Genomic DNA, 16,124 nt, shown 5'->3' with positions numbered 1-16,124 from the left:
CGGCTTGTAGCGAATGGCCCACCATCGGGGCAGGCCGGGCAGGTGGAGGTGTTCGTAGCGCCAGGCGGGGTGGGTGCTGGTGAGCAGGTCGATCAACCGGCGTTCGTACTCGGTCATGGTCGTCCCTGATTCCGGGAGTTGTTCCGAGAGCCTCCCGGGGTTGTTCCAGAGGTGTTCCGGGAGCCGAGGAAGAGTCGAAGAAGTGAGGGCGGGTGCCCGACCCCGAGCCGGGGAGCACGACGGCCGGGCACCCTGGAGGAGGACCGGCCCCGATGCGGGGCCGGTGCGCCAGACGACTCCCCTTCCCCAACACGCTCAGAACGTGCATGGGAGCCGCCTTGCGAAGATGTGCGGTCCAGGTCCCTCCTACCTGGACCGCACGTTCATGGGGTACGGCGAGCAGCGGGTGGGATGAATTTCCACCGCCCGCCGTACCGGCTTCACGAGCGCAGCAACCTGCGCAGTCCGGTGGGACGATCCAGCGCGGCGCCCTGACCGGTCCGTACGGTTCGAGCGGCCTGGACCAGACCGGATGCCCTCGCCAACTGCCTGACCCGAGCGGACTGGAGGGCGCGGGCGACGGCGACGGCCTGGATGCTCGGCGGCACCACCGGAGACACCTGGGCGCTCAACTTACGGTCCAGCTCCTCGGCGGACTCGGCCCGCACCAACAGCACCTTTCCGGGGTACGGCCTGCCGGGCAGGACGCTTCGGTAGGCGCTCCACAGGCCGGACCGCGAGCTGTGGAAGACGAGCCAGTCCGGGTGAGCCGTCTGCACGGAGTTACAGGCTCGATCTGAAAACTCAGAAACTTGACGAGGAACCCAGGCCGGGAGCATCATGCCGCCCTCCCACCCGGCGAACGCCGTCCCCCAGCGAACGCCGACTCCTCACCGAGCGCCCCACCCCTCCTACGGGAAGCCCCACCACGAACCGGCGCCGGGGAAGACTTCGACGTGGAAGCCGCGAGCCGCATCGCCCGGATCATCTCCGCCTCCCGCATCCGCTCCTCCAACCCGTCGCCTGTGACGTCCTCGACGATCACCGGACGCGGGCCGTCCCAGGCGGCCATGGCGTAGAAGGACCGTCGCCCCAGGCTGTAGAGCACCGTCCACTCGGCCCACACCTGATCGATCCGCTCGGCCTCAGCCCGCGCAGGCCCGTCCCACACCCGCCGATACACCGGCGCGTACGGCAGGCCATCCCGATGCCGCCCGGTCACGAAACCACCCCCGCAACAGCGTCGCGAGCCTTCTCCTCCTGCGCGGCCACGGCCTCCTGGACCTGCTCGAAGGTGTCGGCGTCCACGGTCGGCTCGGCCCCAGCGCGCAATGCCGTACGCGGGAACGCCCGATTGCGGATCGCCCAGAACCGTCCGGCGTCGCTGATGATCAACCGCCACCCCGGGATCGCCGGTGCGGCCGTTTCGGACTTGCCTTCGTGCACGGCTCGGGCCTCCCTTGTTCTGATCAAGAACTCGTTCCGGCGGTCCGGCCACCGGGCGGGTCCGCCTGCGGGCAGTAGGGACCTGGAGTCCCTTTGTTCGGTAGAGCTTGTGGCTGTTGCAGGGGTCAGGTATCCACGTTGCTGCCCTGGCAGGCCTTTCACGTCGGCGGTATGGACCGCGCGCAAGACCGCTACCGGCAGGCCAACCCATAAATGGATGCCTGAGCTCGTCGTCTGTAATGGTGAGGCAGCCACACGACCCAGAGAAGGCCATCTAGAGGACTTTCAGAGGACTCTTAAAGGACGTAGCCAGCGAATATGCGCAGCTAGCTACCCCTCAGGTAGCCTTTTTTGTACTCTGAAGTCCTGTAGTAGCTCAAGGTTGGAGGCCGTCATGCCGCGAGAGTCCGGCAACGTTCACCTCAAAGCAGCCCGCCAGCACGCCGGATACGCCTCACAACAAGCCCTGGTGGACGCGCTCGCCCGCGCCGGAAGCGAACTCGGCGTGGACCACACCGAGGTGAGCCTTCGACAGGTACGCCGCTGGGAGAGCGCCAACCCGCCATGGCCACACGCCGTTCACCAGCGCCTACTTGAGCACATCCTCGGGCTGCCGATCTCGCAGCTGGGATTCACCCCGCCCTGGGGCGCCCAACCCGAACGGCAGAACGCAACGCCCCGAACCTCGACCACCATGTCGGTCACCCCACCGCTGCCTCTGCCATCTCCGACGACCACGACCCAACCGGCGTCGATCGCAGTGGACTACGCCTCTGTGACCAAGGCGCACAGACGGCTGTACTGGCGCGTCCAACCACCCCTGATCCGCGCCGCAGCGACAGAACACACACGATTCGGCACCCAGCTGCTCAGCGAGATGAGCGGCGCGCCCCGACGCGTCCTCGCCACAGCCCTGGCCGAGTCCCTCCTGCTGGTGGGCCGCATCGAGTTCTTCGACCTGCGCCAGCCGAACGAGGCCGACGCCAGGTTCGTCGAAGCTCTGCAGGCGGCCGGAGCCGCCGACGACCAACTGCTCGGCGCCGCCATCCTGGGCCACGCCGCCTTCGTGCCCGGCTGGGCAGGAGACCGGGACGGAGCCGCCGAACGACTCCGCGCCGCCCGTGCCTACATGCGACGTGCGGGTTCCACACCCGCGCTCTTCACGGCCTGGCTGTACGCGGTCGAAGCGGAATGTGAGACACGATGCGGCAAGCACCGGGAAGCACTACGCGTCATCACCAAGGCAGAAGACGCCCTGGCCGACGCTGACGAAACCCCGCTGCCGGAGTGGTTCGACTGGTTCTCACCGATCCGTCTGGCCTCCTTCAAAGGCAACACCCAGCTCAAAGCAGGCCACCTTCCCCAGGCCCGCCAGACCCTTCTTCACGTTCTGGACGAACTGCCCGACGAGGCCAGGAAACAGCGCACCGTCGTCCTGGGCGACCTGGCCGCCGTCGAGGCCGCCGAAGGCAACCCCGAAGCCGCATGCGCCCACGCCGGCGAAGCCCTCGACCAACTGTCGATCACCTGGTATGCCACAGGAATGGAACGCGTCCGCGAGGTACGGCGAGCCCTCGAACGATGGGCCGACCTCGACTGCGTTCTCCAACTGGACGATCACCTGTACGAGTGGCGCACCACCCTCATCGCGCTTCAGCGTTGAGCGTCTCTATCCCGCCCAGCAGGTCGGCCAGGGAGTCAAGGCGCAGGCTGGGCAGCCGGGCGGCCTCCGGATCGGCCTGCTGGATGGTCCCCCACGGGCCGCGCCTGACCAGCGCGGTCCTCATCCCCGCCGCCACCGCCGGGCGGATGTCGTTGTCCAGGCGATCCCCCACATACAAGATCTCCCCGGCCGCGAACGGCACCATCTCAGCCAGCCGCGTGAAGAACAACGGGTCAGGTTTGGCCGCCCCCCAGTCGTCGGAGGTGCCGATCAGGTCCACGTCCTTGGCGAACAGCTCACGCAGGATGCGACCGGCCCGCACGGTCTGGTTACCGGCGATCCCCAGCCACAGACCGGCCTCGCGCAACGCCGCCAGCGCGGGCCGTACATCCGGGTAGAGATCCTCCTCACCGAAGGTCTCCGCCCGGCCCGCCGCCGCACGAACCTCCCGCTCCTTGTCCAGGTCGAACCCTGGACGAAACACCTGGAAGGTCTCCCGGTAATCACGCCCCTGAGCGATCACCGCACCGAACACGGCACTGAAGGTATGCCGGGGAACACCGAGCCAGTCCGCCCAGGTGCCGTACTCACGGCTCTCGTCCACCAGGCACTCACCGACATCGAACACCACCGCGCGAATCATGCCCGCAGCCTACGACGCCCCTTCCCGCGCAAGCGGACATGAAGACGACAGAAACACACCCTCAGCGAAAGCCCGAAGCCCTCACAGTTCCTTGAGGATTCGCTCCAGGATCACCGGGGTCGCGTTCGGTTGTTCGGCTTCTATGTCGAGGCTGTTCATGACGTGCCAGTACTTCTCGGTCTCCGAAGGTTTGTCCAGGTAGAGGGCACCGGCGAGTTGTTCGAGGTAGACCACGTCGGGCAGTTCCCCCTCGGGGAAGCGCAGGATCGTGATGGGGCCCGCCGCGCAGGCGTGTCCTCCCATGTGGAACGGCATGATCTGCAGGGTGACGTGGGGCAGTGCGGACAGGCGGATGAGGTGCTCGATCTGGGCGCGCATCGTCACGGAGCCGCCGATGAGACGGCGTAGCGCGGCCTCGTCGATCACCATCCACAGCTTCGGCGGGTTCCTCCGGAGCAGCAGTTCTTGGCGCCGCAGCCGCAGGGCCACCCGCCTTTCGGCCTCCAGGGGGCTGACGTCGCGACGGCCGAGCTGGACGACGGCCCGCGCGTAGCCCTCGGTCTGCAACAGGCCGGGGACGAACTGGACCTCGTAGCTGCGGATGACGCTCGCGGCCTGTTCGAGGCCGAGGAAGGCCTCGAACCAGTCGGGTACCACGTCGTGGTAGTCCTGCCACCACCCCGGCAGTTCGCCTGCTCGGCCAGCGAGAGCAGCGTCGCGCGCTCGGCCTCGCCCGCCACGCCGTACAGGGTGAGGAGGTCGGCCACGTCACGCCGTTTGAAGCTGGTACGGCCGAGCTCCAGCCTGCTGATCTTGGAGTGCGAGGCCCGGATGTACTCCCCGGCCTCCTCGCGGGTGACGCCCCTGGCCTCGCGCAGCCGGCGCAGCTGCGCGCCGACCAGCATCCGCGCCACCGTTGGTCCCGTCCGCCGGTAGTCAGGCGTGAGGTTCTCCTCCGACGAGGTCATGCTCGTCCGAACAGTACGCACGCTCGCTCCCTATTCAGGATGTACGGCCGGGTCCAAGCTTTACATGCCGGACAGGTCCGGCACAGGGGGATGAATCCATGGAACCAAGTGTTCATTATCATCCTAATGATCATGACGGAGGCGTCATGACGCGGGAGCAGGGAGAGCTTGTGGACGACAGGACGGGTTTCTCCGAGGCCAGCAGGCTGAACCCCGGGGTCGCGCACAACGCCAGGGTCTGGAACTACTGGCTTGGCGGTAAGGACCACTACCCGGCGGACCGTGAGGTCGGCGAACGGGTCTTCGGCATGTTCCCGAACATCGTGCACGTCGCCCGCGCCGACCGCGCCTTCCTCGGCCGCGTGGTCAGCCACCTCGCCGGGCAGGCGGGCGTCAGGCAGTTCCTCGACGTCGGGACCGGCCTGCCGACCGTGGACAACACCCACGAGGTCGCCCAGCGCCTCGCCCCCGAGTCGCGGATCGTCTACGTCGACAACGACCCCCTCGTGCTGGTGCACGCCCGCGCCCTGCTGACGAGCACGCCCGAGGGCGCGACCGACTACATCGACGCCGACGCCCGCGACACCGCGAAGATCCTGCGCGAGGCCGCCAGGACGCTGGAGCTCGACCGGCCCGTCGCGGTCATGCTGCTGGGCATCCTGAACTTCATCCTCGACACCGACGAGGCGCTGGCCATCGTGCGCGGGCTGATGGCGGCGGTGCCCTCGGGCAGCTACCTGGTGCTCACCCACCCGACCCTGGAACTGGGCGGGGAGGCGAACGTCGAGGCGATGCGGTTCTGGAACGAGCACGCCACGCCCCCGATCACCGCCCGCAGCGGCGAGGAGATCGCCCGCTTCTTCGACGGTCTCGACATCCTCGACCCCGGCCTGGTCTCGTGCTCCCTGTGGCGCCCCGATCTCCCCGAGATCGGTGCGGTCCCCACCCGGATCTCCCAGTACGGTGCCCTCGCCAGAAAGCCCTGACCGTCAGAGGGCGAGGAGGTCGGTGACGGTCACCGGGTTGAGGCGGCGGCGGGCAAGGCCCCTGAGGATGTGGGGCATCGCCTCCGCCGTACCTGGGTGGCCCAGGTGCAGGCTGACGATCGAGCCCGGCCGTACGGTGTCCAGGACGTTGGCCGTGACGGTCGCGACTCCGGGGTCGTTGTGGTCGTCGGAGTCCACGTCGTAGGACAGGCAGGTCCGGTAGCCGACGCGGGCCGCGAGTTCGCGGACCATGGGTGTGGCGTGGTGGGCTCTCGACGGCCTGAAGTAGGAGCCGATCGTCCCGGTGAGGCGGCGCAGCCTGGCGGCGCACCGGGCGATCTCGTCGTAGGCCTCGCGCTCCCCCATCGAGGAGATGTCCAGGTGGTGCTCGGTGTGGTTGCCCAGGTCGTGGCCACCGGCCAGGACGCGCCGGGCCATCCGGGGATGCCGGGCGAGCCAGTCGCCGACCGCGAGGACCGTCAGGTGGGCGCCGTGCCGTTCGGCCTCGGACAGGACGCGTTCGGCCAGGTCGGCCGGTCCGGCGCCGTGGAAGGTCAGCGCGACCTTCGGCCGGTCCCGGGGACCGTTGCTCACCTCGCGGGCCATGCGCCCGGCACCGGACCGCCTCCTGGCGGACATGCGCTTCCGGGTGGCCGGGGTGGCGGCGGGACCGGGAGCGGGGGCGGGGTGGATGCCCAGGGCCTGCCACGGGTCCGGTACGGCCTGCCCGGGACCGGGGGCGGTCTGCCAGGGGCCTGGGGCGGGGCTCTGAAAATCTGGAGGATCGGAGGCGGGCCGCCACGATCTCCGGACGGGGTGCTGGAGATCCGAGGCGGCCTGCCCGGGAGCGGTGGGCCGCCAGGGGCCCGGGGCGGGGTGCCGGTCGTCGGGGAAAGGTTGCCAGGGTTCTTGAACGGCCTGGCGAGGGCCCACAGCGGGGCTCGCAGAGGGCCCCACGGCGAGGCCCGGAGCGGCCGGGACGGAGAGGGGCCGGGGGGTCGGCACCAGGGAGGTCTCCCCTGGGAACGCCCGCGGAACCGCCTCGGGGACCATCTCAGGAGCCCCGCCCGGCCCCTTCCTGCCCGTGGAGCAGGAGACCACGCCGCCGAGGGCGGCGACGAGCCCGAGGCCCAGGACCAGGCGCCGTCCGACCACGGCCTCCCCGTTCACCGGAAGATCCCGGTGTGGCCGAGCGAGTAGCGTCCCGGCTGGGGGTAGACGGCCAGGCCGTGCGGTCCGGCGCCGACGGGGATCTTGCGGATGAGACGGCCGTCGGCGGTGTCGAGGACGTAGACGACCCCGTCGTACCTGCCGGACAGCCACAGGCGGCGCCCGTCGGCGGACAGGCCGCCCATGTCCGGTGAGCCGCCGCCGGGGATGCGCCAGGTGGCGACCGGTTCGTGGCGGGCGAAGGAGATGACCGAGACCGACCCCTCACCCCGGTTGGACACGTACAGCAGCTTCGAGTCACGACTGACGTAGAGGCCGTGGGCTCCCTCTCCGGTCCTGACGAAGCGTCTCACCCGGAAGTCCTTCGCGCCGACGAGCCACACCCCGTTCCTGGACATGTCGGCGACGTAGAAGGTGGTGCCGTCGGGGGACAACTTGACGTCCTGCGGCATGCTCCCCGGAACCCCGGCCATCCCATGTCCCCTGGACGCCACGTGGCCCACGGGCGCCCGCCCATCCGGCATCACGTGGCCACCTGGCATCACGTGCCCAGCCCGCACATGCCCCCCGGACATCGCATGTCCTCCGGACACCGCATGCTCACCCGGCGCGTGCTCCCCGGTCCTCACCTGCCCCCCGGGCACCCGCCCATCCGGCATCACGTGGCCACCCGGCCTCGCATGCCCAACCCGCGCATGTCCACCGACCGTCGCGTGCCCTCGGGACGTCGTGTGGCCGTCGGCCGTGGCGTGCCGTACGCCGTCGGTGTCCGGGTGGCCGTGGGGCACCTTCGTCTGGGTCAGGTCGACGACGGCGCGGACCTTCCTGGCGGCCACGTCCACGGCCACCAACTGGCCGGAGAACTCGCAGCTGGCCAGGAAGACCGTCTCGTCGGCGGTGAAGTCGCCGTGGTTGACGCCCCGGCAGGGCATCGGCAGCGAGTACCGCAGCCGCATGGTGCGCGGGTTGCGGAAGTCGAGGCGGTTGTTGCGTTCGGCCATCACCAGGGCGGTGCGGCCGTCCGGGGTGAAGTACAGGTTGTAGGGGTCGTCGACGGGGATGGACCTGCCCGGTCTGCCGGTCTTCGGGTCAATCGGGGTGAGCGTGTTGCCGTCGTTGTTGTTGACCCACAGCGTCTTGAGGTCCCACGAGGGGACGACGTGCTGTGGCCGTCCGTGCACGGGGAACTCGCGGATCACCCGGTAGGTCCTCGGGTCGATCACGCTGACGGTGTCGCTCTCGCTGTTGGGCACGTAGACCCGCGGCGGGAAGTCCCTCACGGCCGGGCTGAGCATCCCCGGCCGGTCGTGGGCGTAGACGTCCGGCGTCTTCGGCTCCGCCCTCGCCGGGATCCGCCCGTGCGGAGACCCGGCGGGCTCGGCGGGGCCGGCCGGTACGGCGGGGCCGCTCCCGCATCCCGGCACGCACGCGAGCGCGATGACCAGGGCCGTGCCGGCGCGAAGCCACCCTCGTCCGTCTTCCAGCCGTCTCATGACCGCCCCCGTCGCCCTGGTTCCAACGAGGGCCCGTCCCGCGGAACACCTGGGCGACTCCCCGCGGAACAGGCCCAGGGAAGACGCTAGGAACCCCTCGGTCAGGAAAGGGTCATGCCGTGGTCATCGGCGGCCCGCCTTTTCCCGCTCCCTGGCGCGCGACGGCCACCCAGGTCAGGAAATGTCAGCTCTCGAAGGGAGGTACGGCGCGCAGCCCGGCGAGGGCGAGGCCGACGGCCCTTCTGCACCCCTGGAGCACCTCCTCGGCGGGGCCGCCCTGCTTCAGGCCCATGGAGATCGCGAGTTTGGCGGTCCCGACCACGGAGCCGACGGCGGCGCACGCCTCGACGCCGTCGAGTTCGCCGGGGAAGGCGTCCTGGAGGGCCTCGACCATCTGGTGCTGGACGTCGAACATCAGCAGCAGCGCCTGCGCCCTGAGCGAGGGGACGCTCATGACCAGGCGGTTGATCTCGGTGATCTCCCAGCCCATCTCGGCGTCCTCGGCCAGGGTTTCGAAGATCGTCTCCACGGCGCGGGCCAGCAGGTCGGCGGGGCCCTCGTCAGGGCGGCGTTCGGCGAACGTCCGCAGCAGGCGGTCGAGGCTCTCCCTGGCGTCGCACAGGACCACCTCCTCCTTGCTCGCGAAGTAGCTGAAGAACGTCCGTGTCGAGACGTCGGCGGCCATGGCGATCTCGGAGATGGTCGTCTGTTCGTAGCCCTTCTCCAGGAAGAGGCGTAGGGCCCCGGAGATCAGAGCATGTCTGGTACGGAGTTTCTTGCGTTCGCGCAGCCCGGGGACCTCACCCATGGGCGAATCTTAGTGCATGGAATTATGTTATGCACTTATTGCAAACTTACACCACATGTACTTTTATGGGAGATGACAAACGATCTCCTCCCACGCCACCGCACGGGCCACACATACTGGAGGATCCGATGAAAATCCACACCGACACGCAACGGTGCGTGGGCGCGGGCATGTGCGCGCTCACGGTGCCCGAGGTGTTCGACCAGAGCGAGGACGACGGCACCGTCGTCCTTCTCGACGCCGAGCCCCCGGCCGCCCAGCGGGCCGCGGTCCAGCGGGCCGAGCGGCTGTGCCCTTCGGGAGCCATCTCGGTGCTTCTCGACGACTGACCGCCTGGCTCCCCGTCCCGGCCGCGTGACCCGCGAAAGTCCGGCCGGGACGGGAAGATCATCAGAGGTGGTAGGCGTACTCGCGGAACTCCCAGTCGGTGACGGTCCTGGAGAAGCGCTGCACCTCGTCACGCTTGTAGGCCAGGTACGCCGCGGCGAACTCCTTGCCCAGCACCTCGGTCAGCTCCGCGTCGGCCTCGAAGGCGTCCAGCGCGGCGGGCAGCGTCATCGGCAGCACCGGCGCCTTGGTCGCGTCGTAGCCGTAGCCCTCAAGCGGGGCCGGGGGCGTGATCCGGTCGCGGATGCCGAGGTAGACGGCGGCCAGCAACCCCGCGATGCCCAGGTAGGGGTTGGCCGAGGCGTCGCCGAGCCGTACCTCGATGCGGCTGCCCGCGCCGCGCTCCGGCGGGATGCGCAGCATGGCGCTGCGGTTGTCCAGCCCCCAGTCGTTGAGCCAGGGCGCCAGGGTGTCGGGGCCGAAGCGCTTGTAGGAGTTGATCGTGGGGTTGAGCAGCGCGGCCAGGGCCGGGGCGTGGGCGAGCACGCCGCCGATGGCGTGCAGCGCGGTGACGGACAGGCCGTGCTCGGCGTCCTGGTCGCCGTGCTGGGCGGCGAAGACGTTGCGGCCCTCGGCGTCCACACATGACAGGTGGACGTGGAAGCCCGAGCCGCCCTCGTCGTCGAAGGGCTTGGCCATGAAGGTGGCCATCAGGCCGTCGTGCCGGGCCAGTTCCTTGATCGCGCCCTTGAAGCGGAAGGCGCGGTCGGCGGCGTCGAGGGCCTCCGAGTGGTGCAGGTTGATCTCGAACTGGCCGCCGGAGAACTCGTGGTTGCCCATGGTGACGCCGATGTCGAGCTTGCGCAGGGTGCGCAGCGTGCGCAGGACGTGGGACAGGCGGTCCCCCTTGCGCCCGGTGACGTAGACGTTGCCCAGGGCGTCGTCGTAGCGCCGCCACCCGCTGGACGAGCCGGGCGTGGGGTCGGGTTCGAGCAGGTAGTACTCAAGCTCGGGACCGGCCAGGGCGGTCAGGCCGAGGTCGGCCAGGCGGGCGACGGCAGCGCGCAGCACCTGGCGGGGGGATTCGAGGAAGGGGTCGCCGGTCGCCGGGTCGTAGGCGTCGCCGAGGACGTGGGCGACGCCGGGCTCCCAGGGCAGCTCGACCAGGGTGCCCAAGTCGGGGCGGATGGAGACGTCGGGCAGGCCCCGGTCCAGACCCCCGGGGACGGGGACGGTGTCCCCCTGGGGTGAGGTGTAGTAGACGGCCTGGCAGAAGGCGACACCGCTGTGGACGACGTCGGGCAGGCGTTCCAGCAGGACGTCCTTGCCGCGCTCGGTGCCGATCAGATCGGGGTAGCCGACCCGGACGACGTCGATGCCCTGTTCGCTCAGGCGCTCGACCGTCCGTTCTGCGGACTCCGCGCTCACTGCGTCCCCCTTGGTTCGTCCCAGGATTTCGTTTGGATGCAAAACATACGCCTCGAACAGCCGGGGAACAAGGCTCCAGCCAGGAAGGCGGCCGTTCCCATCGTGACATCTCGCAGTTCAAGGCATATCGTATGGCCCCAAACAGTCCAAGACGTTCCCTAGGCAAGGAGACATCGTGGCCACGGTGCGCGGCTTCTTCACTCCCAAGACGGCGACCGGCCGCTCCTCGCTGGTCCCGGCTCCGCCGTGGTACTACTCCGGTGATCTGCTCACCGTCGAGTATCGCACCGACCCCGCCAGGGTGGCCGAGCTGCTGCCCGAGCCCCTGACCCTCGCCGACGAGGACCCCGGCGCGGTCGCGATCATCTGGGCCGACTGGCAGTCCTGCTCGGGAAGCAAGGAGGAACTCCTCGACCCGGTGCGCTCGCAGTACAAGGAGTGCTTCGTCGTGGTGCGCTGCGCCTTCGAGGGGCGCACCTTCTCCCGCTGCGTCTACATCTGGGTGGACAAGGACTTCGCGATCGCCCGCGGCATGCACCAGGGCTACCCCAAGAAGCTCGGCTCGATCCACCAGACCCGCCCCTACCCGTACGGCCAGGCCGCGCCCCGCATCGGCGAGGGCGGCACGTTCGGCGCCACCCTGGCCGCCGCCGACCGCCGTCTGGCCCAGGCCGTCGTACGGCTGAACGAGCCCAGCGAGACCAACGGCTTCGTCAACGGCCACCCGATGGCCCACAACCGCTGGCTGCCCTCCATCGAGCCGGGTGGCGGCCTGGCCCTCGACGAGCTGATCTCCAGCGCCGGGCAGTCCTTCGAGGGCGGCCAGGCCTGGAAGGGCGACGCCGAGATCGAGCTGTTCGACGCCCCGACCGAGGAGCTGTCCGCGCTGCGCGTCGAGGAGGTCATCGGCGGCTACTACCGGCAGGTCGGCGTCGTCTGGAACGGCGGCACCCTGCTGCAGGCGGGTGGCTCCGGAGCCGAGTGACCTTCCGGATATGACAGGACCCGTACGGTGCAACCCCGTACGGGTCCTGTCATATCCGGCGCCAGTCCGTTGACGTGCGCGGCGGACATCCGCTGGGATGGAAAGGAGAGCGCTCCCCTGACCGGCGGAGGGAGTGACGCCGTCGAAAATGGCGTGAGGATCTGTTCCTCCCGGCCGGCCACCACCCGCCGTACGACATCGAGGAGTTCGCGTGCCCGCGTACTATTCATTGACGGAGACCGAGGAAGCGGTCAGCCGCCGCCTCGGGAGCATCCCGATCAGACGCGAGGCACTGGCCGCCGTCTCCAATCTGCACCGTGCGGCGACCGCCGTACGACAGCACCTGGAGAACTCCGCCCTGCGCGTGGCCGACCTGACCTGGAGCGCGTTCGTCGTGCTGTGGGTGGTGTGGATATGGGAGGAGATCGAGACCCGGCACGTCGCCGCCGAGGCCGGTATCTCCAAGGGCACGCTGACCGGCATCATCAAGACCCTTGAGTCCCGTGGCCTGGCCGTACGCAGCCAGCATCCCGACGACGGCAGGCTGGCCCTGCTGCGGCTGACCCCCGAGGGGGTCTCCCTGATGGAGCGGCTCTTCCCCGCCTTCAACGACGAGGAGGCGTTCGTGGTCACCGACCTCGACGCCGAGGAGGCCGTGACCCTGGCGGAGTCCCTGCGCCGGATCGTCACCCATCTTGAGGAGCACGGCGAGGAGCGTCGCGCGAAGCTCCGCAAGGAGAACCCGGCTCCGCCGCGTCGCGGTGGCCGCCGCCGCGCCGAGTAGCCCCTTCGCTCCGCCTCGGGCGGGGTCCCACTCGTTCTCCGGGTGGGACCCCGCCCTTTTGCGCTTTCCGGCCTGAAGGACAAAACCCGGCTGATATGGCCCTATTTGCCACTCCGGGACGATTGCCCCTGGCCTTTCTCTCGGGGAGTTAACGGAAGACCATCGCGGCTTTCCGTTAACCACCCCATCGGAAACCCCTACTACAAACCATTGACAAAACACCACACCTGGTGCGCGACCTCGCGTTTCTCAAGGAAATAGCATGCATTGCTTTATTACCTAAAAGGAGAACCGTGATAAAAGAGACATTGTTCGCCAAAGCTATCCTGCGTTCTCGTCGCTCGGTGTGGCTGTCCGTGGGAGCGGTGACCTGCGCGCTCATGATGGCCCTCCCGACCTCGGCGAGCGCGGCCGGCACGACCGGCGCCCCCAGGGCCGGCAAGATCGCCAAGATCACCAAGACGGCCCACGTCGACAGGATGGGCAAGGTGGCCAGGAGGGCCAAGACGGCCAGGGGGCCCGTGCTCCGGCACCGCGCACGGGCGGCCGCCGACCAGAAGAGGGCCCGGCTGGTCGTCCACCACCGCACGGTGTTGCGCGAGACACCCCGGGTCCTGCGGATCAGGCAGGCCGACCCCGAGGCCACCGTCAACGCGGGCCAGACCGGTATCTACACGCTGAGCGTGACCAACAACGGCCCCTCGGTCGCCACCAACGTCGTGGTCACCGACACCCTGGACCCCAGGCTTGAGATCGTCCCCCCGCTGCCCGAGGGATGCACGGCCGAGGGTCAGGTCGTCACGTGTACGGTCGCCTCGCTCGCCGTCGGCGCGACGCAGACCTGGGACATCACGGTCAGGGTCCGGCCCGACACGCCGGTCGGGACCGTCATTCCCAACGTCGCCGACGTCGACTCCGACAACTCGACGCCGGAGACCAGTAACAACGCCAACATCAACGTCGCCGCCGAGTCCGACCTGTCGATCACCAAGACGGCCGGCACGCTGAACTCCGGTGGTACCGGCACCTACACCATCAAGGTCACGAACAACGGGCCGTCGGACGACACCGGAGTCGTCGTCACCGACACCCTGCCCGCCGGTCTGACGTTCGTCTCCAGCACACCGTCCGGTTGCACCGCCGCGGGACAGGTGGTGACCTGCCCGGTCGGCACCCTGCCCGCCGGAGAAAGCACGGACATCGTGCTGAACGTCAACGTCGACGCCACCGTGACCGGAACGGTCAGCAACACCGCCAGTGTCACCGGTGACAACCCCGACCCCGACACCGACAACAACACCGTCACGATCGACACGCCGACCAACGCCGTGGCCGATCTGACGATCACCAAGTCCGTGCGGGCCGGATAACCCCGCTTCCCGTAGCGCTCGCCGTCCGCCCAGGCGGACGGCGAGCCCGACGGACCGAACGGACGCAGAAGCGGCCACGACATGGCTCAGGCGGCTCCCTTGTCGGGAGCCGCCTGCTGTGTGTCTCAGGACGGTTCTAGGACGGTTTCACGGCGGTTTCAGGGCAGGGCTCAACCGGTCCGGCGGGCCGTCCACCGTACGGCGGAGCCCGAGACGACCAGCAGCCCGGCCAGGCCGAGCAGCCAGGCGGGGAAGCCGGTGAACGGCAGTTCCTCCCGGGGCACCGGCGCCGGTCCGGCGACGAGCGGCGGCTTCTCGAAGAGGGGCGGCCTCTCGACGTGCGGAGGCCTCTTGATGTGCGGAGGCCTCCTGACGTGCGGAGGCCGGTTCGTCACCGTGATCTCCGCGCGCCCGAGGTTGTTGTCGAGACGCGACTCGGGGGTCACGCCCGACACCTTCGCGACGTTGCGCAGCCGGTAACCGTCCGGTGTGTCCGGAGAGACCAGCCCCCGCCACTCGACGGTGACCGCCTCCTCCGGACCCAGCCTCCCCAACCGGCAGGTCAGCACCCGGTCCCGGTAACCGCAGGAGTCGGGGCTGACCGACAGGAACGTCAGCCGGTCGTCGAGCGGGTCGCGTACGACGACCTCGCGCGCGACCGCGGGTCCCACGTTCCTGATGGTCATGGCGAAGACCACCTCATGACCGGCGCGCACGGTTTCTTCCGCTTCGGCCGGTCCCTGGATGCAGGCCAGAGACAACAAAGCCATTGGCCATACGGCGTTCGATCTCTTCACTCATAAGCCGATCAAGTCGCTGAACAGGGAAAACTCCACGAGTTATACACCCGGTCACAGTCTGTCGGCATCGTGCCACACCCAGGGCAGACCAGTTCGTCAGACAGCGCGGACGATCAGCTCACCGGGCTGACCGACTTGGTGATGGTCAGGTCGACCCCCGCCGCGGCGCATCCGGCGGGCAGGACGGCGGGGTCGGGCGGGGGCACCACGGCCCTGACCACGTTGGTCACCGTGCCCGTCACCACGTCGAAGATCTGGCTTCCCGTCTGCGAGGTGTCGTAGAAGACGATCTGCGGACTGCCGACGGCGCTGCCCGCCACCACGGTGAGGCCGGTGAAGCGGTAGCTCCCCGCGCCCGTCATCTGCCCGGTCACGGCGATGGTGAAGTCACTGCCGCTGGTCACGCCGGTCGCGGTGCTGGTGTAGGTCCCGGAGATGTACAGACCCATCCTGTTCCGCGTGCCGCCGGTGGCCAGGACTATGCCCTCATTGAGGGTCGAGCCCTCGGACTCGTAGCCGAACCGGAAGTCGGCCAGGCACCTGTTGTAGAGGGTCCCCGAGGTGGTGGCCGAGCCGATGACTGTGATGGTCCCGGTGTTCGTCGTGGTCGAGCCGTTCTGGAAGGCGCCGACCGTGGTGTCGCCGACGTTGGTGAACGAGCTCTGCTCGGCCAGCGTCAGCGAGCCCACCAGGTCGATCGTGCCCTCGTTGGTCAGGCTCGCCGTACCGAACAGCGTCTGTGATCCGGTGCCCTGCCAGGTGGCCCCCTTGTGGTTGATCAGCATCGAGTTCGCGCCGGCCTGGATGATGCCGCTCACCGAGACCGTGCCCTCGTTCTCCAGCCGGAAGCCGTTGCTCAGCGCCTGGAGCGTCTGCACGTCGAGTTCGCCCCGCACGTAGATCGACCCGACCGGGGCGACGCCGAAGGAGGTCACCGTCCACTTCGCCCCGGGGGCCAGGCAGGCGACGCCACCGCCGGTCACCATCGCCGAGAGGCTGTTGTAGGTCCCCGCCTGGAAGAGCACGACCATGCCCGCGGAGATCGGTGGCACGGGGCTCCCGCTGGTGAGGGTAACGGTGGGATTCGCACACGCCGTGGCGTAGTCCGCCGCGTAGGCCCTGGGAACAAATCCCGCAATAGTGGCCATAGCCACGCAAGCCCCTGCAATCACAATACTCACGCACTTCACCATGCATGCTTTATCGGCATCGTTATGCGGTTGTAACCACCTTCATCCGATCAATGCAGCAAA

Annotated in this window: 16 protein-coding genes and 1 pseudogene; 6 read left to right on the top strand and 11 right to left on the bottom strand. The window is 68.9% G+C overall.

Annotation, left to right across the window (positions count from 1 at the left end):
• Positions 1-440: 440 nt before the first annotated feature.
• Genes ABZ463_RS38695 through ABZ463_RS38685 form a run of 3 tightly spaced genes read right to left on the bottom strand, consistent with a single transcriptional unit; the run spans position 441 to position 1,446 of the window.
• Complete coding sequence (locus ABZ463_RS38695) at positions 441-779, bottom strand: hypothetical protein (protein ID WP_362784533.1); 339 nt, start codon at positions 777-779, stop codon at positions 441-443.
• Between the two features lie 59 nt (positions 780-838).
• Entirely contained in the window at positions 839-1,222 is a 384-nt protein-coding gene (locus ABZ463_RS38690; RefSeq protein ID WP_362784530.1) for a hypothetical protein, read from the bottom strand.
• Positions 1,219-1,446 (bottom strand): hypothetical protein, encoded by a 228-nt coding sequence (locus ABZ463_RS38685; RefSeq protein WP_362784527.1) that lies wholly within the window; start codon positions 1,444-1,446, stop codon positions 1,219-1,221. The genes ABZ463_RS38690 and ABZ463_RS38685 overlap by 4 nt, the downstream gene beginning before the upstream one ends.
• Positions 1,447-1,840: 394 nt before the next feature.
• On the opposite strand from ABZ463_RS38685, the gene ABZ463_RS38680 reads away from it, so the two are divergent.
• Positions 1,841-3,109 carry a transcriptional regulator gene (locus ABZ463_RS38680; protein ID WP_362784524.1) on the top strand — a complete coding sequence of 423 codons (1,269 nt, stop codon included), beginning with the start codon at positions 1,841-1,843 and terminating at the stop codon, positions 3,107-3,109.
• On the opposite strand, the gene ABZ463_RS38675 is transcribed toward ABZ463_RS38680, so the two are convergent.
• Positions 3,090-3,752 (bottom strand): HAD family hydrolase, encoded by a 663-nt coding sequence (locus tag ABZ463_RS38675; RefSeq protein ID WP_362784521.1) that lies wholly within the window; start codon positions 3,750-3,752, stop codon positions 3,090-3,092. The genes ABZ463_RS38680 and ABZ463_RS38675 overlap by 20 nt on opposite strands.
• 81 nt (positions 3,753-3,833) lie before the next feature.
• A pseudogene (locus tag ABZ463_RS38670) lies at positions 3,834-4,720 on the bottom strand (helix-turn-helix transcriptional regulator).
• 146 nt (positions 4,721-4,866) lie between these two features.
• On the opposite strand from ABZ463_RS38670, the gene ABZ463_RS38665 reads away from it, so the two are divergent.
• Positions 4,867-5,706: an SAM-dependent methyltransferase gene (locus ABZ463_RS38665; RefSeq protein WP_362784519.1), complete on the top strand. Its 840-nt coding sequence runs from the start codon at positions 4,867-4,869 to the stop codon at positions 5,704-5,706.
• A gap of 3 nt (positions 5,707-5,709) precedes the next feature.
• On the opposite strand, the gene ABZ463_RS38660 is transcribed toward ABZ463_RS38665, so the two are convergent.
• The 3 genes from ABZ463_RS38660 to ABZ463_RS38650 all read right to left on the bottom strand — a co-directional run bounded on the left by ABZ463_RS38660 (position 5,710) and on the right by ABZ463_RS38650 (position 9,177).
• Positions 5,710-6,876: a polysaccharide deacetylase family protein gene (locus ABZ463_RS38660; protein ID WP_362784516.1), complete on the bottom strand. Its 1,167-nt coding sequence runs from the start codon at positions 6,874-6,876 to the stop codon at positions 5,710-5,712.
• On the bottom strand, positions 6,873-8,369 hold the full coding sequence (locus ABZ463_RS38655; protein WP_362784513.1) for a hypothetical protein: 1,497 nt from the start codon (positions 8,367-8,369) through the stop codon (positions 6,873-6,875). The genes ABZ463_RS38660 and ABZ463_RS38655 overlap by 4 nt, the downstream gene beginning before the upstream one ends.
• Before the next feature lie 184 nt (positions 8,370-8,553).
• Positions 8,554-9,177, bottom strand: a complete 624-nt coding sequence (locus ABZ463_RS38650) for a TetR/AcrR family transcriptional regulator (protein WP_362784510.1) — start codon at positions 9,175-9,177, stop codon at positions 8,554-8,556.
• A gap of 128 nt (positions 9,178-9,305) precedes the next feature.
• On the opposite strand from ABZ463_RS38650, the gene ABZ463_RS38645 reads away from it, so the two are divergent.
• Positions 9,306-9,506 (top strand): ferredoxin, encoded by a 201-nt coding sequence (locus tag ABZ463_RS38645; protein ID WP_352014002.1) that lies wholly within the window; start codon positions 9,306-9,308, stop codon positions 9,504-9,506.
• Positions 9,507-9,567: 61 nt separating this feature from the next.
• On the opposite strand, the gene ABZ463_RS38640 is transcribed toward ABZ463_RS38645, so the two are convergent.
• Complete coding sequence (locus ABZ463_RS38640) at positions 9,568-10,932, bottom strand: glutamine synthetase family protein (protein ID WP_362784507.1); 1,365 nt, start codon at positions 10,930-10,932, stop codon at positions 9,568-9,570.
• Between the two features lie 175 nt (positions 10,933-11,107).
• Here ABZ463_RS38640 and ABZ463_RS38635 point away from each other — a divergent pair, with 175 nt between their 5' ends.
• The 3 genes from ABZ463_RS38635 to ABZ463_RS38625 all read left to right on the top strand — a co-directional run bounded on the left by ABZ463_RS38635 (position 11,108) and on the right by ABZ463_RS38625 (position 14,071).
• A complete protein-coding gene (locus ABZ463_RS38635) occupies positions 11,108-11,917 on the top strand; it encodes an acetoacetate decarboxylase family protein (protein ID WP_352014004.1) in 810 nt (269 codons plus the stop codon).
• 211 nt (positions 11,918-12,128) lie between these two features.
• Positions 12,129-12,701 (top strand): MarR family transcriptional regulator, encoded by a 573-nt coding sequence (locus tag ABZ463_RS38630; protein WP_352014005.1) that lies wholly within the window; start codon positions 12,129-12,131, stop codon positions 12,699-12,701.
• A gap of 344 nt (positions 12,702-13,045) precedes the next feature.
• The gene (locus ABZ463_RS38625; RefSeq protein ID WP_352014006.1) at positions 13,046-14,071 is read left to right on the top strand and encodes a DUF11 domain-containing protein; all 1,026 of its coding nucleotides are present in this window, start codon (positions 13,046-13,048) and stop codon (positions 14,069-14,071) included.
• Between the two features lie 170 nt (positions 14,072-14,241).
• On the opposite strand, the gene ABZ463_RS38620 is transcribed toward ABZ463_RS38625, so the two are convergent.
• Both ABZ463_RS38620 and ABZ463_RS38615 read right to left on the bottom strand, forming a co-directional pair.
• The gene (locus ABZ463_RS38620) at positions 14,242-14,787 is read right to left on the bottom strand and encodes a DUF11 domain-containing protein (protein WP_362784502.1); all 546 of its coding nucleotides are present in this window, start codon (positions 14,785-14,787) and stop codon (positions 14,242-14,244) included.
• 197 nt (positions 14,788-14,984) lie between these two features.
• Positions 14,985-15,923 carry a hypothetical protein gene (locus ABZ463_RS38615; protein WP_362784499.1) on the bottom strand — a complete coding sequence of 313 codons (939 nt, stop codon included), beginning with the start codon at positions 15,921-15,923 and terminating at the stop codon, positions 14,985-14,987.
• Between the last annotated feature and the right edge of the window lie 201 nt (positions 15,924-16,124).

Source organism: Streptosporangium sp. NPDC020145 (genome assembly GCF_040631275.1).
In the GTDB taxonomy this organism is placed as follows: Bacteria; Actinomycetota; Actinomycetes; order Streptosporangiales; family Streptosporangiaceae; genus Streptosporangium.
Note: the sequence above shows the minus strand (reverse complement) of the source record. Positions and strands in the feature narration are given on the sequence as shown.

Bases quoted from the DNA above. Each gene is read 5' to 3' on its own strand.
- ABZ463_RS38680 (WP_362784524.1), top strand. From the start codon at position 1,841: ATGCCGCGAGAGTCCGGCAACGTTCACCTCAAAGCAGCCCGCCAGCAC.
- ABZ463_RS38665 (WP_362784519.1), top strand. From the start codon at position 4,867: ATGACGCGGGAGCAGGGAGAGCTTGTGGACGACAGGACGGGTTTCTCC.
- ABZ463_RS38675 (WP_362784521.1), bottom strand. From the start codon at position 3,752: ATGATTCGCGCGGTGGTGTTCGATGTCGGTGAGTGCCTGGTGGACGAG.
- ABZ463_RS38650 (WP_362784510.1), bottom strand. From the start codon at position 9,177: ATGGGTGAGGTCCCCGGGCTGCGCGAACGCAAGAAACTCCGTACCAGA.
- ABZ463_RS38655 (WP_362784513.1), bottom strand. From the start codon at position 8,369: ATGAGACGGCTGGAAGACGGACGAGGGTGGCTTCGCGCCGGCACGGCC.
- ABZ463_RS38645 (WP_352014002.1), top strand. From the start codon at position 9,306: ATGAAAATCCACACCGACACGCAACGGTGCGTGGGCGCGGGCATGTGC.